This window comes from Duganella qianjiadongensis (assembly GCF_009857915.1).
GTDB lineage: Bacteria > Pseudomonadota > Gammaproteobacteria > Burkholderiales > Burkholderiaceae_D > Rugamonas > Rugamonas qianjiadongensis.
In genome coordinates, this window is sequence record NZ_WWCM01000013.1 from 21,710 (window position 1) to 45,528 (window position 23,819).

Consider the following 23,819-nt stretch of genomic DNA (forward strand, 5'->3'; position numbering starts at 1 on the left):
GGGAAGCCATCTGCGATAATGGCGGCAACTCTGTGCGACCAATTTAAAGCTAAGGAATTCTTATGGATATCGCGTATCTGGTAACGCCGCTGCTGACGTGGGTGACGGTGGGGCCGATCAAATTTCTGATTAATAGTGCCAAAGCACGTCAGTGGGCCTTCAATCTGGTGGGCAATGGCGGTTTTCCCAGCAACCATAGCGCCGTTGTGTCGAGCATGGCCACCCTGATCGCCCTGCGCGAGGGGATAGGCCATCCGGCCTTCGGCGTGGCGGCCACCCTGTGCTTCATCGTGATTATCGATGCCAACAGCCTGCGCCAGCATGTGGGCAAGCAGGCCGCGGCCATCAACCGGCTGGCCGACGAGACGGGCTCCAAAGCCCATAGCTGGCTGCGCGAGCGCATGGGCCATACGCTGGTGGAAATTGCCGGCGGCCTGTGCACCGGCATCGCCATGGGCCATTTGATCCACGCCCTGTTCGGTCGCGGCTGATTTACCTTCCAGCCGGACAGCGAAGCGGACACAAACTGTCCGCTTCAGCCCCACTTGCTTGCAATCTGCTCGCGTCCGCACGTCCCCGCTTTTTGCAGTCCATCCTGTTATTTCGCAGTTCAGCCCCCGTTTTTCCCCTCCAGTCGCAGCTACGTTGACCATTTCCCAACACTAGCCGATACTCTGCGCCCTGTAGTCTGGCTAAATTATATTCAGCACCTCGGTGCCACTTTCCGGAGATCTTTTATGTTGCGCAAATCTTTTATCGCTCTCGCCGTTGCATCAGCACTGGTGGCGTGCGGCAAATCCTCGCAAGAGCCAGAAAAAGCCAGCGCCAGTGCTTCTGCCAGCGCCACGGCCGGTAAAGATGGCAAAACCGATGGTAAAACCGCCGGCAAGGACGGCAAGCAGGAGCCGCTGGTCACCCTGCAGATGGCGCCCGAGGATACCGTCACGGTGGAGTCGAATGCGCTCGCGTCGGGCCCGGTGATCACCGGTTCGATCGAGCCGGAACGCCGTGCCGACCTGCGCGCCGAAGTGAGTGCCGTGGTGGTACAGGTGCTGAAGGAAAACGGCGAAGCCGTGCGCAAGGGCGATGTGCTGGTGCGCCTCGATGAAACGTCTATCCGCGACAGCGTGAACTCGGCCGATGAAGCTACCCGTGCTGCCGAGCAGACGCTGGCCCAGGCCCAGCGCATGTTCGAGCGCCAGACCACGCTGCGCAGTTCGGGCATGGTTTCCACCCAGGCGCTGGAAGATGCCGAGATCCGCCGCAACAATGCCCAAAGCGATCTGGCCGCGGCCAAGTCGCGCAGCGTTTCGGCGCGCCAGCAGCTGACCCGCACGCTGGTGCGCGCACCGTTCGACGGCATCGTCAGCGACCGCAAGGTGTCGAACGGCGATACGGCGCAGATCGGCAAGGAACTGATCAAGGTGATCGATCCGCACAGCATGCGTTTCGAAGGCAAGGTTTCGGCCGACAAGATCGGCGTGGTGAAAGTGGGCCAGCCGGTGCTGTTCCGCGTCAACGGCTATCAGGGCCAGAGTTTTAACGGCAAGGTCAAGCGGGTCGATCCTGCTGCCAGTTCCGTCACCCGTCAGGTGGAAGTGCTGGTGGAATTTGCCGATGCCACCCAGCCCGGCGTGGCCGGTCTGTATGCGGAAGGCCGGGTCGAGTCGCAGATGGCGTCGGCGCTGATGATACCGCCGTCGGCACTGGTGCAGACGGGCGACACAGCCTATGTCTGGCGCGTCAAGGGCGGCGTGCTGTCGAAAGTGAACCTGACGGTGGGGGCACGTGATGAACGTAGCGGCCGCTGGCAGGTGCTCAGTGGTCTGAACAATGGCGATATGGTGGTGCGGGTGCCGGCCTCCGGCTTCAAGGAAGGCCAGAACGTCGAGCTGAGCACGCCGAAAGCCGTGGCTTCGGCTTCTTCCACCGTGGCAGAAAAATAAAGGATAGACAGCCATGTTTTTATCGGATTTCAGTATTAAACGGCCCATTGCGACGATAGTGCTGATCGTCGCCATGATGTGCCTGGGCCTGATGGCGCTAAAAAAACTGCGCGTCAACCAGAACCCCGATGTGGAAGTGCCTTTCATCGTGGTGAATATTCCGTATCCGGGCGCGTCGCCGGAAACGGTGGAACGCGAGATCGTCAACCGGCTGGAGAAGTCGCTACAGTCGATCACGGGCGTGACGGAGATTAATAGTACGGCGTCGGAAAGCTCGGCCTCCATCTTCATCCGCTTCACCTTCTCGAAGAACCTGATCGAAGCGTCGGACGAGATCCGCAATGCGATTGCCGCCGTGCGCTACAAGCTGCCTACCGAGATGCGCGAGCCCATCCTGCAGCGGATCGATCCATCGGCCCAGCCGGTGATGCAGCTGGCGCTGTCGTCCAAGACCCAGAGCCATGCGGTGATTTCGCGTCTGGCCGAGGATAAGCTGGCCGACCGTTTCCGCGCCATCGATGGCGTGGCTTCGGTGAATATCGACGGTGCCCTGCGGCGCGAGCTGAGCGTGCTGCTGAAAGCGGAAAAGCTGCGCGAATACAATGTGTCGGTAGGCGATGTGGTGAATGCCCTGCGCAACCAGAATACCAATGCGCCAGTCGGCAAGGTGCGCGGCGAACTGGGCGAACAGTCGATCCGTCTGGTGGGCCGTATCGAGCGTCCGGAAGAATTCCAGCAGGTGGTGGTCAAGCGCAATAACGGCGAGCTGGTACGTCTGTCGCAAGTGGCCACCATCGAAGATGGCTTTGCCGAAGTCAACAGCCTGAGCGTACGTTCGGGCAAGCCGAACGTGGGGATTTCTGTCACCCGTTCGCGTGATGCATCGACCGTTACCGTGGCCAAGAAAGTACGCGATCTGGCGGCCGAAATGCGCAAGGAACTGCCGGAAGGCACCGTGCTGGAAGTGACGGAAGACGATGGCGAAAATGCCGAGAGCAGCCTGAACAACGTGATCGAATCGCTGGTGTTCGGTGCCGGCCTGACCATTTTCGTGGTGTATGCCTTCCTGAACTCGTGGCGTTCGACGCTGATTACGGCGCTCAGCCTGCCGACCTCGGTACTGGCGGCCTTCATCGGCGTGTGGCTGTGCGGCTTCACGCTGAACTTCATGACGCTGCTGGGCTTGTCGCTGGCGATCGGCGTGCTGATCGATGATGCCATCGTGGTGCGGGAAAACATCGTGCGCCATATGCAGCTGGGGGCCGACCGTCGCACGGCAGCGCTGAAAGGCACGGCAGAAATCGGTATGGCGGTAGCCGCTACCACCTTCTCCATCATGGCCGTGTTCATACCCGTGGCCTTCATGCCCGGTATCACGGGCGAATGGTTCCGTCCGTTCGCGCTGACGGTGACCTGCTCGGTGGCCGTATCGCTGCTGATCTCGTTCACGCTCGACCCTATGCTGTCGGCCTTCTGGGGCGATCCGCCCGATCACCACACGGCGCCGCGCAAAGGTTTCGAGAAAGTGCTGGCCCGTTTCAACCACTGGTTCGACCATCAGGCCGACCGCTACGGTAACGTGATTGCCTGGGCGCTGCACCACCGCCGTTCGATGGCCGCTATCGCCGTCGTCACCTTTGTCGCGGCCATCGGCCTGCAGGCCAAATTCGGCGGCGCCAGCTTTGTGCCATCGTCGGACTGGGGCACGATCGCCATCGACGTGCGGACGCCGTCGTCGAGCTCGCTGGAGTATTCGCGCCTGAAGCTGGAAAAAGCGGCCGTGATTGCCCGCAGCATCAAGGAAACCAAGGAAACCAATAGCTATGTGAACCTGAGCGGCGGCCGTATCTACGTCGACATCGGCAAGAAAACCGAGCGCAAGCGTGGTGCCATCGAGGTGGCCAAGGAGCTGCGCGAGAAGCTGGCCGGTCTGGTGGGCGCCGAGTACACCGTGCTCGACGACCTCAGCAACGGTGCCCGCAAACCCGTGCAGATCGAATTCACCGGCGCCGATTCGCGCAAGCTGATGGAGATCACCAACATCTTCATGGACCGGCTGCGTAAAGTGCCCGGTGCAGTGGATGTGGGCCTGTCCGAACAGGATCCGAAAGATGAACTGCAGATCGAACTGAACCGCGGTCTGGCCAACTCCATGGGCATTGCTGCCGGTGATGCGGCGCAGGCACTGCGGGTGGCGTTTGCCGGTATCGAAGTGGGCGACTGGGTGGACCCGACGGGCGAATCGCGCGATGTGGCCGTACGTCTGGCGCCGGAAGACCGCACCAGCTCGGAAAACATCGAGCGCCTGCCGATCGCCGTCTCCGGTACCAACCAGATGGTGCCGCTGGACCAGATCGCCCGCGTCACCATGGGCAAAGGCCCTTCGACCATCAAGCACAAGGATGGCAAGCGGGTGATTTCCGTCAGCGCCAACGTGCAGGGCCGCTCGCCCGGCGAAGTGACGGCGGATGCCATGAAACTGGTCAAGGATATCGACTTCCCGCCCGGCTATGGTCTGGCACTGGGCGGCGCCGGCAAGGACATGAACGAAGTGTTCGGTGCCATGGCGATTGCCCTGGTGGCCGGTGTGGGCCTGATGTATCTGATTCTGGTGATGCAGTTCGGCTCGTTCACGGCGCCGCTGGCGGTGATGCTGTCGCTGCCCCTGTCGCTGATCGGTGTGGTGCTGGGCCTGCTGGCGACCAGTAGCACGATTAACCTGATGAGTCTGATCGGGGTGATCATGCTGATGGGGCTGGTGGCGAAGAATGCGATTCTGCTGCTGGACGCAGCGCGCAAACGCGAGGAAGAGGGCTTTGGCCGCGAAGATTCGCTGATGTACGCGGGCCGTATGCGTCTGCGGCCGATTCTGATGACCACCTTCGCGCTGATCGCCGGTATGTTCCCGGTGGCGCTGGGGCTGGGCGAGGGCGGCGAGTTCTACCGTCCGATGGCGATCGCCATCATCGGCGGCACCATCACTTCCACCCTGCTGACGCTGCTGATGGTGCCGACCTTCTACGACAGCATAGAAATCAGCAAGGACCGCGCCGTCGCCAAATTCCAGCGCCGTGCCGTACGCTGGAGCGCTGCACCGGCCTTCGTGATGACGCTGGTGGAAGCCTTCCTGACGTTGCTGTTCGTGCGCGCCGTGTTCCGCGGCGTGCTGGCGCTGGTGGCCAAAATCACGGGCCGCAAAGGCAGCGGCCTGCCGGGCGCGCCACTGCCGGACGCGCACTGATAGCTGCTGCCGGGCGCGTCTGCATCAAGTCCCGCCGGCTGCGGCAGGCGGCGGATTTCAAGGGGAAATGCGACAGTTGGTTTCAAATTTGCCAACTGTCGCAGTTGGTCTCGGGCAAGTAGCGCAGCGCGCAAGCGGTGCCGGGCAAGTAGCAGCGTCGACGACTAAGTTGTTGTTTTAAAAGTAGTTGAAGAGGGCCGCTCCGGCCCTTTTTTAACGTTCGTGTACAGAGCATTCGCTCGGTTTCAAGGTTTTCTTTAGTGTGTGCACTCTAAGGTCTTGCCTTTTGGTTTGTTTTATAAGTGTAGTATGCTGCTGGCCTCTCTGCACCTTTCGCGATGCAGAGACCAGAAGAACCCGGCGCGCGGCGCCCTACATAAAGTGAGACTACCATGCAACATAAAACCCTCCCCCTGATGATTGCTGTCGCCCTGGGCGTCATGTCGGTTGGCGCGCAAGCGTCGGGCTACCGTTTCGGTTCGCAAAGCGTGGCTGCGCAAGGCACGGCCGAGGCCAATGGTGCCGAAGCCAATGACGCGACCACCATTTTCGCTAACCCGGCCGGTCTGTCCCGTCTGGACGGCATGCAGATGAGCGTGGGCGCAACCGTGGTGGTGCCGCACTCGACCTTTAGCGATGCCGGCTCGACCCGCTTCACCGGCCAGCCTACCGGCGGTACTGCGCCGGATGACTATGTGCCGACCGCAGTGATGGCACCATCGTTCTACCTGAGCAAGAAGATCAACGACCAGTGGAGCGTAGGTCTGGGTTCCTTCGTGCCATACGGTACGAAAATCAACTACGGCAATACCTGGACCGGCCGCTACGCGCTGACCGATGTGAAACTGCAATCGCTGACCCTGAACCCATCGGCTTCGTTCAAACTGAATGAACAGCACGCCTTCGGCTTCGGTATCGATGCTGAATTCATGAAAGCCGAACTGGGCCAGGCAGTAGATGTACCGGGCTCTATCGTGGCCCTGTCTACCGGTGCGGGCGCGGCCCAGGGCGCCTTGCTGGCCAAGCAGATCGCTGCGCTGGGTGGCAATCCTGCGCTGCTGCGCACGGCAGGCGATGCCCACGGTTCCAACGACGGCAAAGACTGGGGCTGGGGCTTCAATCTGGGCTATATGTTCACGCTGGACCAGAACACCCGCTTCGGTCTGGCCTATCGCTCGTCGATTTCTCACCAGCTGCGCGGTAGCACCATCTGGGACTTCTCCAAAGTGACCACCGATCCTGTGGTGAACGGCGTGCTGTCGGCAGCTTCGCACAAAGTCAACTCGGCGGCACTGGTCGCCCTGCGTACGCCGGAAACCCTGTCGGCCAACGTGTTCCACCAGTTCGATTCGAAACTGTCCGGCATGGCCGACATCACCTTCGTGCGTCACAACCGTCTGGGCGATCTGGACATCCAGTTCCCGGGCACCACCGAAGGCGCAGAAGTGATCCGTCAGCAATGGAAAAACACCATCCGCGTTTCGCTGGGCGGCAACTATGCCTACAACGAGAAGCTGACCCTGCGTGCCGGTGTGGCGTATGACGAATCGCCAGTGAAGAATGCAGAGCTGACCCATCCTGCTCTGCCAGACAGCACCCGCATCCAGTACTCGTTCGGCGCCAACTGGAAAGTGGCGAACAACGCTTCCATCGATCTGGCCTACAGCTACCTGAACTTCAAGGATGCACGCATCAATTACACCAACCAGTGCAATCCGCTGATGACTACCTGCACGGGTAATGGCGAAACCACGCGCGGCAACTACCAGACCCATCTGCAACTGATCGGTCTGGCTTACAACTACAAGTTCTAAGTCTTACCGTAGCAGCACAAAAGGGCCCTCGGGCCCTTTTTTTTCGTCCGTACAAAAACGCCTGGCCTACTGGCGGGTGGCAGGCGCCGGTGCGCTGGCAGGTGGCGTTGCGTTGGGATTGGTGGAAGGATTTGCCGGGGGCGGATTATCGGGCGTGGTGGCCGGAGTGGCCGGGGCCGGTGTGGCGGGTTCGGGGCTGGTGGTCGGCGTAGGCGGCTGGTCGGCCGGACGCTTGTTGCAGGCGGCGAGGGCAGTCAGGGCTAGCACGCTGGCCAGCAGGGCACGGAGCAGGGGACGGGAGGTGGTCATAACGTTTCCTTTCATAAAAGCGAATTCGTTAGACCACCTGTATGCCGTCAGGTTCCGTTCAGGCGGCTGTCGGCTCCTGATCGACGGGCAGGTCGGCGTCGCTGTTAAACACTTGCTGGTCGGTTTCGCCCAGGATGCGGCTGGTCAGCGTGCCGGCAGTGACCGAGCCGCTGACGTTGAGCGCTGTGCGGCCCATGTCGATCAGCGGCTCGATGGAAATCAGCAGGCCGGCCAGTGCGACCGGCAAATTCATGGTCGACAGCACGATCAGGGCGGCAAACGTAGCGCCGCCGCCCACGCCGGCGATACCGACCGAGCCGATGGTGATGATGGCCAGCAGCGGGGCGATAAAGCTCAGGGTGTAGGGATCGATGCCGACGGTGGGGGCAATCATCACGGCCAGCATGGCCGGATAGATGCCGGCGCAGCCGTTCTGGCCTATGGTAGCGCCGAACGAAGCGGCAAAGTTGGCGATGCCTTCCGGTGTGCCCAGCCGCAGCGTCTGGGTCTGCACGCTCATCGGAATGGCGCCAGCGCTGCTGCGCGAGGTGAAGGCAAAGGTCAGCAGTGGCAGCACCTTCTTTACGTAGCGCAGCGGGTTGAGGCCGGCACTAGCGACCAGCAGCAGATGGATGCCGAACATCAGCACGATGGCGCTGTACGAGGCCAGCACGAAATCGATCAGGTGCAGGATGTCGGTGTAGCTGGAGGTGGAGACCACCTGCGCCATCAGCGCAAACACGCCGTAGGGCGTCAGGCGCAGTACCATGCGCACCAGTTTCATTACCAGCGCATGGGCTACCTGGATGAAATGCTCGAAGCTGGCATACAGGGCAGGCTTTTCCGTATGGACGCCGCTGGCAGCCACGCCGATGAAGACCGAGAACACCACCACCGCGATGGTCGAGGTCTTGCGCGCACCCGTCATATCGAGGAAGGGATTGGCGGGGATGAAGCTCAGTAGCATGCCGGGCAGGGAGATCGCCTGTGCTGCTTCCACTTTGCCCTGTAAATACACGCCGCGCGCAATGTCGGCCGCCGAGGCGGTCAGGCCCACGGCAGTCAGGCTGAACAGCTTGGCCATCAGGATGCCGAGGCTGGCTGCGATCAGCGTGGTGAGCATCAGCGTGCCGATGGTGAGGGCGCTGATTTTGCCCAGCGCATTGATGCCCTTGAGTTTGAGGATGGCACCGATAATCGACACCATGATCAGCGGCACGATCACCATCTGTAGCAGTTTGACGTAGCCGCTGCCGACGATGTCGAGGTAGTTGCCAGTGGTGACCAGGTCGGCGTGGCTGGCTCCGTAGATCGCCTGTAGCGCTGCACCAAGGAGCACGCCCAGCCCCATGCCGGTGAATACGCGCACTGAAAAGGACGCGGTATGGCGTTGCTGCCGATACAGCAGGACCAGCAGCGCCAGGGCGGCCAGCAGATTAAAAATTACATTCAGAGTCATAGGTCTTGGTTCCATTGGGCAAGCTTGTCCTGAACAGCAGATTGATACTTTCTTAACGCTGTCTGGCCGGCATTGTATCGTCTCCAATCTGCCAGAAGCGAGGCATTATGCGGCTTTAGCGTCGAATTTTTCGCTATATTCATATACAAATCCCGTCAAATCGGCTAACTTCGTAACTGAAAGTTTTTCCAGGGCAACTTATACGACAACTGCTGCCTAGGTTGAAATATTCTCGGCTTTGAAATATAGAGTTTTGTTCATGAAAAGGTGGTTTTATGTCGATTGATCACATGCGTGTCAGTACTCGTCTGGGGGGCGGTTTCGGGCTGGTGCTCGCCTTGCTGCTGCTGATCGCAGGGCTGGGCCTGTATGGGATGAGCATGATCCATGCCAAACTTGGAGAAATACTCCATAGCAATGTTGCCAAGACGGCGCAGGTGCAGGATATGTCGGAAGCGGTGCATGTGATGGCCCGGGTTAGCCATTCCATGGTGCTGATGTCGGAAGCGGCCGCCATCGAAGCGGAACTGGCCAAGCTGCGCCAGGCGCAGGCTGGCTATAACACGGCCCATGACGCGCTGGAAAAGCTGGGAGCAGAGGGGCAGGAGCCGGCCTTGCGCCAGAAAATTGCTACCGCGTCCAGGCAGACTCTCCCGCTGATAGAAAAAGTGGCGCTGCTGGCGAAAACCAATCAGGATGCCGAAGCGCTGGAGCTGCTGTCGAAAGACGCCGGGCCGGCACTGCAGCGCTGGCAAGATGAGATGGATGAGTACATCGCGCTGCAGAAGAAGAATAATGTCGATGATGCCGCCGATGCCGAAGCTGCGTACGCAAGTGCCCGCCAGTTCATGCTGGTGCTGAGTGTACTGGCGCTGCTGGCTGGCGCCGCTGCGGCCATGCTGATCAGCCGTTCGCTGCTGCGCCAGCTGGGCGGCGAGCCGGCGTTTGCCGTAAAAGTAGCGAACCGGATTGCGGAAGGCGATCTGACCGTGCACATCCGTATCAAGCCGGGCGATGAGCACAGCATGCTGCATGCACTGGAAAGCATGCGTGCTGCGCTGTATGACATCGTGGCCGAGGTGCGCGGCGGCACGGTGGCGATCGCTGCGGCCACCAGTGAAATTGCGCATGGCAATCAGGATCTGTCCAACCGTACCGAAGAACAGGCGGGGGCGCTGGAAGAAACTGCCTCGGCGATGGAACAGCTCACCGCGGCAGTACAGCATAACAATGAAAATGCCCAGCATGCCAACCAGCTGGCGCAGTCGGCGTCTGCCGTGGCGTCGCAGGGCGGCACGGTGGTGGAGCGGGTGGTGGAAACCATGGGGGCCATCAATGAATCGTCGCGCAAGATCGTCGATATCATCAGCGTGATTGATGGCATTGCTTTTCAGACCAATATTCTGGCGCTCAATGCTGCCGTGGAGGCGGCGCGGGCCGGCGAGCAGGGGCGCGGTTTTGCGGTCGTTGCCAGCGAAGTGCGCACCCTTGCGCACCGTTCGGCATCGGCCGCCAAGGAAATCAAGGAGCTGATAGGCGATTCGGTGGAGCGGGTCGATACCGGCAGCAAGCTGGTAGAGCAGGCCGGCCTGACTATGACGGAAGTGGTGGCCAGCGTGGAGCGGGTGACCAACATCATGGGCGAGATTTCCACTGCAGGCGAGCAGCAGAGTGCCGGTATCGAACAGATTAATCAGGCCGTCACGGAAATGGATGTAGTGACCCAGCAGAATGCGGCGCTGGTGGAGGAAGCGGCGGCAGCCGCCGACGCGCTGAAGCAGCAGGCTGCCCATCTGGAGCAGATGGTAAGCATATTCCGGCTCGACCAGCAGGACGCTTTAGCGGGGCGTGCGCGGACGCGGTCGGCATTGGCGGGCTCTGCGGCACGGCTGGCGATTTCGACTATATAATCATGCCACCTTCAATACTCTGAAAGTGCGGCAATGAAATCACTGTGGGTTCTGTTATTCGTCTCGGGTGCGGCACTGGCCGATGATGCAGCCATGCTGCGTTGCCGCCAGCTCGGTGATAGCCAGGCCCGGCTGGGCTGCTACGATGCGATCCAGTTAGGCACGCCTGCCGCCGCCGTGGCGGCAGCGCCGTATGCGCCGAGCAAAGCCGACCTTGAGCGCGGTTTCGGCAACGAACATAACAGCCCTGCTGCCAAACTGGAATTCATCGAAACGTCCATCGTGGGCGAGTTCGACGGCTGGGTACCCAAGCAGCGCATCCGTCTGGCCAATGGTCAGGTGTGGATGATCGTTGACGATAGCCAGGCCATACTGGACCTCGTCAATCCCAAGGTAAAGCTGGAAAAAGGCATGATGGGCGCCATCTATATGGATATCGAAGGCGCCTCGAATTCGCCGCGCGTCAAGCGCATCAAATAGAGCGAAGAACCGGCTAGAGCTGGTCGTCGGCCAGCCATTGCAGGCGGCCGTGGCCGGCTTCGCTGAGGCGGCTGACCAGTGCAGCCGCCGCCGTATCGGGCAGCTGGAATGCGAACTGCACCAGATCACTGTGGCTGACCTGCGTCAGGGTGGCGCCAGCCAGTTCGATTTCGCGCCGCACCAGGCCCTCCAGCGCATACGGAGCGTGGCAGCGCAGCTGCTGCAATTTGATGATGGCCACTTTTTCTGCCTTGAGCAGGGCCTGCGCCACGCTGTCCGTGTAGGCGCGCACCAGTCCGCCTGCGCCCAGTTTGATGCCGCCAAAATAGCGCACCACCGTGGCCTGTACGCCTTCCAGATCCTGATGGCGCAGCACGTCGAGCATGGGGCGTCCGGCAGTGCCGCTGGGTTCGCCGTCATCGACCGCGGCCGACTGGCCACCTGCCAGCAGCGCCCAGCAGACGTGCACAGCGCCGGGATGCTGGGCCCATAGCTCCGCCACCACTTTCTGTGCGGCGGCGCGATCGGTCATGGGCTGTACGCAGGCAATGAAGCGGCTTTTCTTGATGATCAGCTCGCTATGGACGGGACTGGCGATGGAATAAGGCATGAGGACTTCTGGCAGGAAACCGGTGTAAACCGGCTTATGGTGCCAGAAATCCGTGGAATTACAAAGGACGCTTCAGCCGTTTTTGATTTTCAGGCCGTCGCTGTCGGTGAAGTTGCCCATGACGATGACGATGAAATCGATCAGCGTCCAGATGCCCAGGCCGCCAAAAGTGAACAGCATCAGCAGGCCGGTGCCGACTTTGCCCACGTAGAAGCGGTGCACGCCGAACATGCCGAGGAAGAAGCACAGCAGTATGGTGAGGACGAAGTCCTTTTCCGAGCGGTTGCCGCCAGTGCCGCGGATATTTTGCGGTGCGCCGCAATGCGGGCAAGCAGGTGCTGATTCGTGAATTTCTTTGCCGCAGCCGCGGCAGAATACCATGCCCATAAAGTCCTTCCAGATCGGTTATTGTTATGTACTCGAGGTTAACAGCATAAGTTAGCCAGCCAGAGCTGACTAGCGCAAGATTATAGTAGGCCATGGACTGTGGCTTTCTCACCAACTCTCACCACCTGCTAAAATTCCGCCCCTTATTTAGAAATTGCCGAAATTGCCCATGATGTCGCCATCTTCCCGTTTGCCTGCTGCCGCTGCTGCCGATCCTGAACAACTGGAGGACGACGAGCTGATGCGCCAGCTCGATCTGACCGCGCAGGGCGTACAGCTGGCGCGGCAGGATGGACGGGTGTTTCTGCGCTTTAGCGGTAGCGTGCCATATGCGGGCCGGCTGGTGGCCTATGATCTGGTGCCGGCCTACGGTGTGCTGGCCAAAGCGTCGAAGTGGCGCAAGATGGATGTGGCCACGCGCAGCGCGACGTTGCGCGAGCGCGCCAGTGCAGCCGCTGCAGACGCGCTGTACGCGGAAGTCGCGGCCTTCGTGGTGGAGATTGCCGAAGCCTGCGACGATTGCGAGATCGATGCTGCGCCGTTTCTCGATGCGCTGGCGAGCATGCAGCTGGCCGAACCGGCCGGTGTCGTGTTCGACCGCCTGCGCCAGCGGCTGGAGCACGCCGTCGAGCGCGAAATGGAAGAACAGCACGCCGAGCGTACGCGCCAGAGCATCAATCTGGCCGAGTATCCGGCCACGTTCGACGTAGCGCGCCGCATCAAGCGCCGCTTCATTGCCGTGCTGGGGCCTACCAATTCCGGCAAGACCCATATGGCCATCGAAGCGCTGGCCAAGGCGCCGAGCGGCGTCTATCTGGCACCCTTGCGCCTGCTGGCGCTGGAAAACTATGAGCGTCTGCAGGGCATGCAGGCACGCGGCAAGCCGCTCGCGGTCAGTCTGGTGACGGGCGAAGAGCGCCGGCTGGTGCCCGGTGCCACCCACGTCGCCAGCACGGTGGAGATGCTCGACACCCGCAGCGAAGTCGATGTGGCCGTGATCGATGAAATCCAGATGCTGGCCGACCGTGACCGCGGCGCCGCATGGACGGCCGCCGTATGCGGTGCGCCGGCCCATACCGTGTATCTGGTGGGGGCGCCGGAAGCGCGCCGCGCCATCGAAGCGCTGGCGGCGCGGCTGGAGTGCGAGCTGGAAGTGCACATCCTCAAGCGCAAGGGCCCGCTGACAGTGGAGCCTACGGCAGTGCGCAAACTGGGCAATCTGCGCCGTGGCGATGCCGTGATCTGCTTCTCGCGCCGCGAGGTGCTGATGTGGCGTGACATGGTGACGGAACTGGGGCTGTCGGTGGCGACCGTGTACGGCAACCTGTCGCCGGAAGTGCGGCGTGCCCAGGCCCAGCGTTTCCGCGAGGGGGCGGCCGATGTGGTGGTGGGGACGGATGCCATTGCCATGGGGCTGAACATGCCGATCGCGCGCATCGTGATGACCACCACGGTCAAGTACAACGGCTATGAAGAAGAGGAGATTCCGGCGGCGCTGGCGCGCCAGATCGCGGGCCGGGCCGGGCGCTTCGGGGTGCATGAGGAGGGGCTGGTGGCGGGCTACGACAACGAGACCCACAGCGTGATGCGCTCGCTGCTGAAGGAAAAGCCGCTGCCCATCAAGACCAACGGTTTTGCCGTGGCGCCTACGCTAGAGCATCTGCACCGGATTTCTTCCGTTACTCAGGAACAGTCGCTGGCCAGATTGCTCAAGCGCTTTGTGCACAATATCGACGTGCCCGATGGCTTCTTCTATCCGCGCATTACCGAGGAACAGTTCGAGCGCGCCGCGTGGCTCGATACGCTGGACCTGTCGGTGGCGGAAAAATTTGCCCTGTCGCTGGTGCCCATATCCAGCAAAGTGCCGTCACTGCAACGTGCATGGGAGCACTGGGCGACTGCCCTGGCTGCGAAAAAAGTGACCGGGATGAAAGCCGTGCAGACGCCGCTGCACTATATGTCGCTGCAGGAAGTGGAAGACGCCTGCCGGCTGTATTCGGCCTATGCATGGCTGGCCTACCGTCAGCCTGAACACTTCCCCGATACCGAGCTGGCCCAGCAACTATCACGGCAGGCTTCGGACCGGGTGGATGCGCTGCTGCATGAACACAACTCGGCTGCCCGCAAGCGGCAGCCTAAGCGCTTCCGCCGTTAAACAATCGCGAGGCCCAAGGGGCCATAGGCCGAATAATGTCGGGTTTTTCATGACTAGCGAGGCCAGCAGTGCGCCACGAGGGGGCAAGGTCGGCTATCATATTGGCCTTTCGTTTTGTCCCTGTGTTTGTCTGCTTAGCCTGAGGAAGTGAATGACTGTGGTAGTACGGGAAATTTCTGCGGTGCCTGCATCGGCGCCGCCGCAATTCGGTTTGATCAATCTGCTGAAAGCAGGCGCGGCGCAACTGATCGTGCTGCATCATCTGGCCTTTTACGGCCCGATGTCGGATCACGCCCATATCCTGTGGCCGGAACTGTTCTCCTTCCTGAGTGGTAACGCGCGCATCGCGGTGCAGGTATTCCTGGTGATTAGCGGTTTTCTGGTGGCCAAATCGCTGGCGCCGTCCGGCCATGCCGGCGTACTGGAACCCGTCTCCGCCATCTGGCGCCGCTACGCCAAGCTGGCGCCGCCGTTCTTTGTGGCGACCCTGCTGGCCGCTGGCGCGACCTATTTTGCTTCGCAGTGGATGAGCCATCATTCGATTTCGGAACCGGCCACGCTGAGCCAGCTCAGTGCGCACGCGCTGCTGTTGCATGGTGTGCTCGGCTATCCTTCGCTGTCGGCGGGCGCATGGTATGTGGCTATCGATTTCCAGCTGTATAGCTCGGTAGTGCTAGTGCTGTGGCTGGTGGGGCGCTTTAGCGGCGCGCGCCGTCTGGGCTGGCTGGTGCCGGTGCTGATGGCGCTGGGCGTTACCCTGTCGCTGCTGCATTTCAATCTCGATACTGACTGGGATAACTGGGCGCCGTATTTCTTCGGTAGTTATGGTCTGGGTCTGCTGGCGTGGTGGGGCAGCGATGCCCGCCGCAAACCGCTGGCCGTGGCCATGCTGGTGCTGATGGCGCTGTTGCCGGCGCTGGTGGCCTTGCTGGTGGACTTCCGCAGCCGCATTGCGCTGGCGCTGCTGGTGGCCGTGCTGCTGATGGTGTGCGGCCGCATCAAGGTGCCGGCCCGTGGCCGTTTCTGGAGCGCCATTCATGGCATGGGCAAGATTTCCTATGCCGTGTTCCTGATTCACTTCCCCGTCTGCCTGCTGGTGAATGCTGCGTTCACCCGCTTTGCGCCGGCCGAACCGCTGCCGCAGGCACTGGGCATGCTGGGGGCATGGATGCTGAGCCTGATGGCGGGCGCCGTGTTCCACCGCTGGGTGGAACTGCCGCTGGGACGCCTGCTGCAATCGACCAGCACCCAGCTGGCTGCCCGTACCGCCACTGCCTGAGACGGGCTAGGAGCTGGTCGCTACGCTACCGGCAGTACTGTCTAGCCGCGTCAGCAACTGCTGGCGGTGGTTCAGCACAAATTCTACAAACGCCGGTTCTTTCACTACTAATCTGAGCACGCCGGGCAGCAGCGGGTAGCAGAAGCTGGCTACTTTGCGTACCGCTTCATCCTGTTTCAATGCTTCCGTCAGCGTGGTGTTTTGCGCCAGTATGCAGCGCAACTGGTGGCCATGTTCGATAATGATGCGTTCCAGTGGTACGGTCAGCTGTTCCGGCATGGCGGCGCTCTTCAGGCTGGGCATGGGGGCTCCTGTGGTGGGAAAGAGCGTCTATCATGCCGCGCTGCGCCAGCTGCTCCTTGATGCTGGTCAGCAAGTACTAGCCTGTTTAGGTTGCGACGGGATTGGCGGGGCGGCTGTAGATGATGGTGCTGACCTCGGCGCAGGCGGGGAGCATGGGGGGGCACCGGTAGCAGGACCATAGCGTCAATCCGCGGCAGTTCCAGTTCCGCTTTGCGTCCCACGCTGTCGTTGGTATGCCGGCCGAAGGGCTATAGGTGCAGCACTAATGGCAGGGTAGGGCGCAAGTCGATATGACGGCCATGTTTGGCGCCATCAAAGCTGAGCTCCAGCAGATGACTGGTGCCCCGTTGCAGCGTGATGGCGCCACCGGAGCTGGCGGCCTGTGCGGCTGGTGACCAGTCCGCATCGGTTGCGACGGTGAGCGTCACGGCACTGATGTTGCACAGGCCTAGTGCATGCTGCAATGGCTGGCGTCGCGCTGGCGCGGCCTGTGCCGGAGCTAGGGCTTGCGCCAGAAAGAACCACATGGGTTCGTGCAAGGGCGCGCCGCTAGCGATATCGATCTGCATGCCGGCAGGCAGATATGCGGGGCGGTAGGGCCAGCTAGGGAAAGGCGGTGTCTGCTGCTGATGCGCAGGGCGGAAGCACAGGCCGAAAGGAGAACTGTTACCTTCGCTGTCCAGCCGTTCGGTCAGTTGCGTGGGACTGGTGGCGGTATTCGAAACCTGTGCTGCATCCTCTATCCATAGCAGTTCGAGAAACGCGTTGTGGAAGAAGAAGCGCCGATTGGCGGTGCCCTGACCCGGATGCCGGTTGGCGCTGCCTTCGCTCAGCCCCAGTGCTATCAATGCCGCAGCTTCCGGAGCGCCGCGGCGGGCGCGCAAAAATATATGATCGATTTCCATGCTTCGCTAGGCGGTGGTTTGCTGTCTGGTTTCATGCCATTTTAGCATCGGCCCGGAAGGCGGCTGGACAGCCCAGCAATTAGCCCGTCCCGTTATGGACAGGCGGGGTCGCACGCCAGTGTTTTGGCACGGTTGCGATAAAACTGCTGGTATTCGTATTTATGGACGCGCAGCTCATCTTTCGGTAGCCAGCGTTCCAGTGCTTGCCGATAGGCCGGTGTGGCTGCCAGCTTACGCAGCTCCGCATCGATGCGCTGGGTAGTGGCGGCGCCCCACTCGCTGCGCGTGCATAGCACATAGCTGTCGAGGAATGGGGCGGCTTCCAGTATCGGCAGGCTGGTCAGGCTGTCGGGAATATCGCGACGTTTCACGCTCCATTCAAGCAGCTCCGGGTATTCGATCGTGTAGTCGGCACGCCGGTGTTCTATCATGCGCAGAGCGTTGCTGGCGCTGGCGCTGCTGTTGGGCTTGAGACCGACGTTGGCCGGCGATTGCAGGATCTTATTGAGGTTTTCGCCGTAGGCGCGTTCTATCTGATATTGGCCGCGCAGGGCCGGATCGGCACTGATGGCGGCCAGCGAGACGCCGTTTTTCCATTCCGGATGGCGTGCCAGCAGTTGCTTGCTCAGGACCAGTTGCGGGCCGGGTGTCTTGAGCAATGGCGTGGCATAGGCGATCTTGGCCCGTTCCGGCGTGAGCTGTACATTCAGTACGCAGAGCGGCTTGTCGGCCTTCATTTCTGCCATGATGCGGGGCATCGTCATGACGGAAAATTTGTGTTCGTATTCGGGTAAAGCCTGCACCAGCAGCTTGAGCAGGTTGTCGCCTATGCCGTCGCCCAGTGTCTCGTAGGTGGGCGCGCTGGAGACGAAATACGATGGGGCAAGGTCGTAGATGGCCCATGAAATGCTCTGTGCTTCGCCTGCCAATGAAGCTTGCGCGCAGCCTAGCGCGAATACCACGGCGGACAGGCCGCCATAGAAAGTGCTGGCAAGTTTTCTTTTGGGTGTAGTCATTTCCTGCGTACCTGCGCAACATGCCAGACGAGAATTAGTAATTCCACAAATCCAATGTTGCTTTATGTGATTTTACCCAGTAAACGGCGCCGCTGCAGCGCCGCGGCATCAGCAAGGGGCGGGCGGGAAAGTTGATAGGAGCGCAATGCTGATCGGCGCTGCTTCCGCTCTGTTCCGGATTGCGCAGCAGATCAGCCGTCGGACTCGCTGTGGATCAAGCCGTGTTCTGTCGCGATGGTGGGGGGATCAGTCGGCTAGGGCTTTTTTCAGCAGCGTGGTGACGACGGTGCCCACATCATTGCCCTGCTGCTTTGCCAGCGCGTGCAACTGGGCGACCAGTTCCGAGTTGAGTTTGGTCGCAAACGGTACCAGCCCGGCTGCCTGATCGAGGCGGCGCTGTTCGCGCTTGTCGATGGTGGTCACGGCTTTGCCGAATTCCGCGCCCGGAACCGTCATCTTGTTCATCAGTTTTTTGGCGTCGTACTTGGCCAGATCGGTTTTTCTCATGTTGCGCTTTCTTGGCTACTGGGGGCCATGGTGGGGGAGGGCAGTATTCTAGCACTTAGGGAGTGCAAGCAAATATTGCGTGTGCCCGACCTATGGCCGTGTACATAATGCAGCCGCATTTACGATGGGCGAGCGTTAGCATGCTTCAGACTGTGCCGCCGGAGTAGCGAAAACATGGCGGATTATCAGATTGGTGTCAGTTATTTCATAGGCCAGATATGCCTGCCGGAGTGGCGCAAGTCCATCTCATGAGCTTGCACTGGCTGGCTGATTCTCTGTGCGCACTTGCTTTGCGCATGGTTGTGTCGATATCTGGAAGCAGTGAAAGAACGTAAATGGACGGTGTACGCCTAAGGGCGAGCCGAGTATCGGAAGGAAAAACTGCTTTCTTGAGAAGAGCCTGAGCGTCCAAGTGCTCTCGCCCAAGAAGTGAAAGCGAGCGGTATTTGCTTCGCTGAGGTCGAGCCTGGAAAAAATCCCCGTCGAGTACGCAGCGTACATCAGCGCATAGTCCACCACATTCAGATGCCGGTCAAGCAGATAGATGTTTAGCGAATCTTCAAAGGGCACATCGTTAGTGAGAAAGATTAGGACATAGTCGTTCCAGCGTAGTGCAGCTTCAAACACTGCGCCCTCAAGGAGTTTCCCCGTCGCTGCGCCTGCAATAATCACCTCGGAGATCGGCACGGTCTCTGAGCTTGATTCGACGACGCGGCGTATCGAGAAGTCTGGTGCGTGCACTAATTTCATCGAAGTTCTACCAGCTGTAACTCAGCCCAAATGCGGCCAATGCGCCTCCCGCAAATGCTCCGACTGTAACGCAGACTGGTGCCGCGGGACCGCAAACCAACCCAGCTAGTGCACCACCGCCTATGCCGCCAGCGATGCTGGCGCCGTTGATTGCAAGCTCTCTCCGGAATGCAGACGCCTTGTTTGACGAGGATGCAAGCTGATACGTGGAAAGAGCGATACTCAGGAAGAGTAGGCTGCGTCCAGCAAAAGCAATTCCTGTCATGGCGCGCGTGACTTGTCTGTTTGATTTGCCTGCCGATGCCACTATGCTCGCATAAATGGCATTCTGTTTGGCGCCCGATAGGCGAGAGAAAATAGCGTTCTGGCCGTGTAGTTCCATTGTCTTGGCTGCGATCAACTGATTTAATGTATAGCCCTGAAGCTTCAGTTTTTCAGCAATTGCCCGTCCCACAGGCGTGCTACGTGTACGCATGATGCCCATGATGAGATTTCGCGTTTCCTGCGCTTCACTTGCCGCCTCAGCCCAAGTCAGTCTGCCGGCAACTGCATCGGCTCGCAGCGTGCTCGACATGCGTTTGATTTCCTGAGCATAAAGTACTCGCACATGAGTATCGATGGTCAGATGTGCCCCCGCACTGCTTATCTGGCTTTCCAGCGACTTCATGGTACTTTCAAAAAGATCTTTCCCTTCGTGGACTTTGTTCGGTTCCATACGCGCTCCTCGAATGTGTTTTCGGCTAGCGTAGGCTGCGCGGATAGTCGGCGGCTTGCGACCACGCAAGGTGATAGTTCGGTAAGAGACACGGAGTTCGAATCCGTGGCACTGGCAAGATTCTTTTGTCGAAAAGGAAATGGCGTGCGTGAGCGCAGGTCGCATCAAGGGGGCCTTGTGGGCTGCGAAATCGTCCGGTGCGCTCCGGTCAATTTCTGGTCTTGCCGGAAAGCTGGCTCAGGGCGGGCTCAAAGGCTGTACAGGCTTAGCCGGGCTCTTTGATGTGCTGCACAATCGAAAGTTACCCAATGTCCATTTTTTCCATTACAATTGTGTTGGGAAAAATGGACATTGGGAGCTTCTATGGATGCGATCGTTCGACAGGATTCTGGTGACGTGCATGCACGTTTAGCTGAACTGGGCTTGACCCGTGAGCAATTGCTAGACGTGGTGAGGGCTTGCGTCGCGGGATTCACTAGTGCGACGGATAACGATCCTCCCGGTGCTCCCGGCTGGTTGTCGTGGCGCGCAGGAGTGCGGCGTGCTAGAGAGGTCCTAATGCCATTGGGGTGGGAGAAAAGTGATTCCGGCATCTCTACGGTCTTCAGCCGGTCCCTCAAGATGCGATTAGCTATTTTGAACGCGGACGAGGGAACGGGATCGAAGGATTCTGTGCCTCAAAATCGGTCGAGAAAAGGTCCTAACTCGGAGCGAGCGACACAGGTCAACAGGGAAATGATGCCTGGGGCAGAAGATTGGCCGATTCCTGCAGGTAAGCCGGTAGAATCCATTGAGGATTTTGCAACTTGGCATCTGTGCGTTAACGTTGGAATGGACGAGGTAACGGCTGAGCTCACTTTGTTGTCAGATATTGAGGGTGGATACTATACCGGGTTCATTGAAAAGATTATCGTTGTCGGACCTGGCGAGTGGAAAGCGATTGAGTTTAGCGAACCTGATGATGATTCACCTGAGCCCGAGGTTCGTGTGGTTAGGAAATAAGTTTTAATGTTTAATCCTTTGAGATTGAGTTTGGCGCGGCGTCGCAAAAAGTTAACAAAGAAAGCCTTAGCGGAGGCAGCAGGCTTTGAGCAGAAGACCATTATTAGATACGAAAGTGGTGAGGTAGATCCGCCTGCGGAAAGTGTGGCTGCGTTAGCCGCTGTTCTTCAGTTTCCGCCATTGTTTTTTTTCGGGACCGACGTGGACGAGCCAAGCGCGGAGGCTGCTAGTTTCCGTTCGCTAAGTACTATGCCCGCACGAGACCGCGATGCGGCTCTCGCGGCTGGTGCATTTGCGTTCATGTTTAGTGATTGGGTGGATTCTCGATTCCATTTGCCTGAGTGTGATTTGTTTGATTGCAAGGAAGATACTGATCCAGAAGCTGCTGCAAGAATATTGCGAGAGAAGTGGGGTATAGGGGAGCGTCCTATACGCAATATGGTTCATCTCCTCGAGTCGAAGGGTATTCGTGTGTTTTCGTTAGCGGAAAACACGAAAACAGTCGATGCTTTTTCTATGTGGCGTAATGACGTTCCCTACGTTTTCCTGAATACTACGAAAACCGCAGAAAGAAGTCGCTTTGACGCTGCGCATGAGCTGGGGCATCTTGTCCTTCATAAACACGGTGGGCCGCAGGGCGGGCGAATTGTGGAGGATCAAGCAAATCAGTTTGCGTCTGCCTTTTTAATGCCCGAATCCCAAGTTAAGGCGAAGATGCCTAGAGTTGATAGTTTGGCCAATATTGTGAGTGGGAAGCAATATTGGAAAGTATCGGTGGCTGCGCTGAATTACAGGCTGCATAAGCTGGGCATTACCACTGATTGGCAGTATCGGAATTTCTGTATTCAAATTGCAGAAAGATACCGTCAGGTTGAGCCTCAAGGGATCAGTCGAGAGACCTCTACAGTTTGGGAAAAGGTGTTGGGTGAGCTCCGAACGGAGGGGATTAGTAAGACTACTATTGCGAATGACTTAGCTTTGCCTGTTTTCGAAATTGAGAATTTGGTGTTCAGGCTGACCAATATGCAAAGTATTGATGGCCTTGGGGAAAACACTGCTAAGAGAACAGGGCATTTGAAGGTAGTCGGATAACCATCCAACGGTTTGTTGCGCCTACAATATTGCAAGTTAAGAAAATTGCCATCCAGACTTGGGAATGATGCTATAGTAAGAATGCTCCACGTAAAGACGTGGAGGTGTGTTACAAGTTGTCAATTCCGCCCGGCAGCGTGATCGCCAGGACGATTGATAGCAGAGCGATGACAGGATTCCGCAAGGATACCTCCAGTAGCATGTGAACATTGTACGTCATTCCTAACATATGCGGCTCGGCCCCTCTCGGGGTGAGATGGTAAGAAGATTACTTGGTTTATCCGGAAGGGCGGTTAGTAGAATGCCGCCATCTTAGCCCTTCCGGTTTGCTAGCTTAAGGCGTTTCGCAGATGCAGACGACTAGAGAGCCTTGGTTCCGTAGAAGAGGGTATCTTCACTTTGATCGTCCCGTAGGCCAAGCGGCGGCACTAACTATCGTTAGTGATCCTGTTCGCGTCGCTCAGCGTAGTTTTTTTCCTTTCCTTGACTTCGATATTCTCAGTACCAAAGTAAAGTGGGATGACGATCTGAAGCAGCTTGTGCGAAAACGCAAGGAGCGAAAGGTCGCTTATGCATCGCATATCGATAGTCACATTTACTCTTATTATTGCCAATTGCTGTCTGCTCGATACGAGCAAGAATTGACTCGGCGCGGACTAGGGGATTGCGTTTTAGCCTTTCGCTCGCTAGGGAAAAGTAATATCCACTTTGCTGCGGAAGGGTTCGCAGAGGTCTCGCGACGTAGCAATTGCTTTGTCCTTGGCCTGGATATTCGCGGTTTCTTCGATACACTGGATCACAAAATACTAAAGTCGGCCTGGATGTCCGTCCTTGGTGTGGCGCAGCTTTCTCCTGATCACTACGCGGTATATAAAGCCATCACTCGATTTTCGATGGTGAATCTCGATTCGGTATTGGAACTGCTTGGTATATCGAAGAATAATCCAAGAAAAGGTCGTAATCGCCTGTGCACCCCTGAAGACTTTAGGGATAAAGTCCGCCCCTCAGGCATGATTCGGGCAAATAGTACCGGAAAAGGAATCCCGCAAGGCTCGTCAATCAGCGCACTGCTATCAAATATCTATATGCTAGAGTTTGATTGTTTCATCAATGAGTATGTTGCGGGATTAGGAGGGAAATATTTTAGATATTGTGACGATATGTTGTTTGTATTGCCACTGGCCGCGAAACCTACCTGCGAGGCAGTTATTAAGGGTGCTATCTCAAAGTGTAAGCTGGAGATTCAGGATGCGAAGACAGAGCGCCGTGATTTTGTGACACGAGGAGGCCGCTTGGTGACGGATAAGCCTCTTCAGTATCTAGGTTTTCTCTTTGACGGTGAGCGAATTTACCTTCGTTCAGCCTCTCTCGCTAGATACTCGGATCGGCTCACGCGGGGCGTGCACCTAGCGAAAGCAACCATGAGAAAGCGCAATCGGGCGCGAGTTGCGCGAGGAGAAGACCCCCGCCCGCTCTTCACGGGGAATCTCATGCGGCGTTATACCTACTTCGGGAGACGGAACTTCATTAGCTATGGATATCGGGCTGCCAAGATAATGAACTCGCAGAGTATCAAGAAGCAGCTTCGGCCCTTGTGGGGGAAGTTCCAGTTGGCTTTGAAGGAAGAGCGACGAAAACGATAGGGACGGCAGAGGGCTTCGTTCTGACCAGAGAGCGACCAGAAACAAAAAAGCCCACGAACCGAAATTCGTGGGCTTCCTTGATAATTCTTGGTAGGCCGTGCGGGATTCGAACCTGCGACCAACGGATTAAAAGTCCGCTGCTCTACCAGCTGAGCTAACGACCCAAGGGCTTCGGTGGTAGGCCGTGCGGGATTCGAACCTGCGACCAACGGATTAAAAGTCCGCTGCTCTACCAGCTGAGCTAACGACCCCCGAAGAAGCAAGATTATGGCGGAATTTAACTGATCTGTCAAATG

21 protein-coding genes and 2 tRNA genes are annotated in these 23,819 nt (G+C 58.8%); 11 read left to right on the plus strand and 12 right to left on the minus strand.

The annotated features are described in order from the left end of the window. Nucleotides 1-62: 62 nt before the first annotated feature. From GTP27_RS17170 to GTP27_RS17185, 4 genes are all read left to right on the plus strand, one after another. The gene (locus GTP27_RS17170; RefSeq protein WP_161040394.1) at nt 63-491 is read left to right on the plus strand and encodes a divergent PAP2 family protein; all 429 of its coding nucleotides are present in this window, start codon (nt 63-65) and stop codon (nt 489-491) included. A 246-nt stretch (nt 492-737) separates the two neighbouring features. Further along, nucleotides 738-1,946 (plus strand): efflux RND transporter periplasmic adaptor subunit, encoded by a 1,209-nt coding sequence (locus GTP27_RS17175; RefSeq protein ID WP_161040395.1) that lies wholly within the window; start codon nt 738-740, stop codon nt 1,944-1,946. A gap of 13 nt (nt 1,947-1,959) precedes the next feature. Further along, a complete protein-coding gene (locus GTP27_RS17180; protein ID WP_161040396.1) occupies nt 1,960-5,187 on the plus strand; it encodes an efflux RND transporter permease subunit in 3,228 nt (1,075 codons plus the stop codon). 392 nt (nt 5,188-5,579) lie between these two features. Next, nucleotides 5,580-7,001, plus strand: a complete 1,422-nt coding sequence (locus tag GTP27_RS17185) for an OmpP1/FadL family transporter (RefSeq protein ID WP_161040397.1) — start codon at nt 5,580-5,582, stop codon at nt 6,999-7,001. Nucleotides 7,002-7,067: 66 nt separating this feature from the next. Here GTP27_RS17185 and GTP27_RS17190 read toward each other — a convergent pair whose 3' ends face one another. Beyond that, complete coding sequence (locus GTP27_RS17190; protein ID WP_161040398.1) at nt 7,068-7,310, minus strand: hypothetical protein; 243 nt, start codon at nt 7,308-7,310, stop codon at nt 7,068-7,070. Between the two features lie 58 nt (nt 7,311-7,368). Next, nucleotides 7,369-8,769: an L-cystine transporter gene (locus GTP27_RS17195; RefSeq protein ID WP_161040399.1), complete on the minus strand. Its 1,401-nt coding sequence runs from the start codon at nt 8,767-8,769 to the stop codon at nt 7,369-7,371. Between the two features lie 290 nt (nt 8,770-9,059). Between GTP27_RS17195 and GTP27_RS17200 the strand changes: the two genes are divergently transcribed. Next, complete coding sequence (locus tag GTP27_RS17200) at nt 9,060-10,679, plus strand: methyl-accepting chemotaxis protein (RefSeq protein WP_202416893.1); 1,620 nt, start codon at nt 9,060-9,062, stop codon at nt 10,677-10,679. 33 nt (nt 10,680-10,712) lie between these two features. Then, entirely contained in the window at nt 10,713-11,159 is a 447-nt protein-coding gene (locus tag GTP27_RS17205) for a hypothetical protein (RefSeq protein ID WP_161040401.1), read from the plus strand. Nucleotides 11,160-11,172: 13 nt separating this feature from the next. Here GTP27_RS17205 and GTP27_RS17210 read toward each other — a convergent pair whose 3' ends face one another. Continuing rightward, on the minus strand, nt 11,173-11,769 hold the full coding sequence (locus GTP27_RS17210) for an IMPACT family protein (protein ID WP_161040402.1): 597 nt from the start codon (nt 11,767-11,769) through the stop codon (nt 11,173-11,175). 72 nt (nt 11,770-11,841) lie between these two features. After that, nucleotides 11,842-12,156 (minus strand): NINE protein, encoded by a 315-nt coding sequence (locus GTP27_RS17215; protein ID WP_161040403.1) that lies wholly within the window; start codon nt 12,154-12,156, stop codon nt 11,842-11,844. Between the two features lie 172 nt (nt 12,157-12,328). On the opposite strand from GTP27_RS17215, the gene GTP27_RS17220 reads away from it, so the two are divergent. Further along, nucleotides 12,329-14,311 (plus strand): helicase-related protein, encoded by a 1,983-nt coding sequence (locus tag GTP27_RS17220; RefSeq protein WP_161040482.1) that lies wholly within the window; start codon nt 12,329-12,331, stop codon nt 14,309-14,311. A gap of 151 nt (nt 14,312-14,462) precedes the next feature. Beyond that, nucleotides 14,463-15,590, plus strand: a complete 1,128-nt coding sequence (locus GTP27_RS17225; RefSeq protein ID WP_161040404.1) for an acyltransferase family protein — start codon at nt 14,463-14,465, stop codon at nt 15,588-15,590. Between the two features lie 6 nt (nt 15,591-15,596). Here the strand turns inward: GTP27_RS17225 and GTP27_RS17230 are convergent, their stop codons facing one another. The 6 genes from GTP27_RS17230 to GTP27_RS17255 all read right to left on the minus strand — a co-directional run bounded on the left by GTP27_RS17230 (nt 15,597) and on the right by GTP27_RS17255 (nt 19,786). After that, on the minus strand, nt 15,597-15,893 hold the full coding sequence (locus GTP27_RS17230) for a hypothetical protein (RefSeq protein WP_161040405.1): 297 nt from the start codon (nt 15,891-15,893) through the stop codon (nt 15,597-15,599). 248 nt (nt 15,894-16,141) lie between these two features. Continuing rightward, nucleotides 16,142-16,798, minus strand: a complete 657-nt coding sequence (locus GTP27_RS17235) for a VOC family protein (RefSeq protein WP_161040406.1) — start codon at nt 16,796-16,798, stop codon at nt 16,142-16,144. Between the two features lie 92 nt (nt 16,799-16,890). Beyond that, entirely contained in the window at nt 16,891-17,814 is a 924-nt protein-coding gene (locus GTP27_RS17240) for a TIGR02285 family protein (RefSeq protein ID WP_161040407.1), read from the minus strand. A 246-nt stretch (nt 17,815-18,060) separates the two neighbouring features. After that, a complete protein-coding gene (locus GTP27_RS17245) occupies nt 18,061-18,321 on the minus strand; it encodes a hypothetical protein (protein ID WP_161040408.1) in 261 nt (86 codons plus the stop codon). Between the two features lie 246 nt (nt 18,322-18,567). Beyond that, nucleotides 18,568-19,071 carry a hypothetical protein gene (locus GTP27_RS17250; RefSeq protein WP_161040409.1) on the minus strand — a complete coding sequence of 168 codons (504 nt, stop codon included), beginning with the start codon at nt 19,069-19,071 and terminating at the stop codon, nt 18,568-18,570. A gap of 7 nt (nt 19,072-19,078) precedes the next feature. Beyond that, nucleotides 19,079-19,786 (minus strand): hypothetical protein, encoded by a 708-nt coding sequence (locus tag GTP27_RS17255; protein WP_161040410.1) that lies wholly within the window; start codon nt 19,784-19,786, stop codon nt 19,079-19,081. Nucleotides 19,787-20,149: 363 nt separating this feature from the next. On the opposite strand from GTP27_RS17255, the gene GTP27_RS17260 reads away from it, so the two are divergent. The 3 genes from GTP27_RS17260 to drt2 all read left to right on the plus strand — a co-directional run bounded on the left by GTP27_RS17260 (nt 20,150) and on the right by drt2 (nt 23,523). After that, nucleotides 20,150-20,788, plus strand: a complete 639-nt coding sequence (locus GTP27_RS17260; protein ID WP_161040411.1) for a hypothetical protein — start codon at nt 20,150-20,152, stop codon at nt 20,786-20,788. A gap of 6 nt (nt 20,789-20,794) precedes the next feature. Then, nucleotides 20,795-21,880, plus strand: a complete 1,086-nt coding sequence (locus GTP27_RS17265; RefSeq protein WP_072790423.1) for a helix-turn-helix domain-containing protein — start codon at nt 20,795-20,797, stop codon at nt 21,878-21,880. Nucleotides 21,881-22,230: 350 nt separating this feature from the next. Continuing rightward, nucleotides 22,231-23,523, plus strand: a complete 1,293-nt coding sequence (gene drt2, locus GTP27_RS17270; protein ID WP_161040412.1) for an antiviral reverse transcriptase Drt2 — start codon at nt 22,231-22,233, stop codon at nt 23,521-23,523. A gap of 88 nt (nt 23,524-23,611) precedes the next feature. On the opposite strand, the gene GTP27_RS17275 is transcribed toward drt2, so the two are convergent. Continuing rightward, nucleotides 23,612-23,687 (minus strand) — tRNA-Lys (locus tag GTP27_RS17275). An 11-nt stretch (nt 23,688-23,698) separates the two neighbouring features. Then, nucleotides 23,699-23,774 (minus strand) — tRNA-Lys (locus GTP27_RS17280). Between the last annotated feature and the right edge of the window lie 45 nt (nt 23,775-23,819).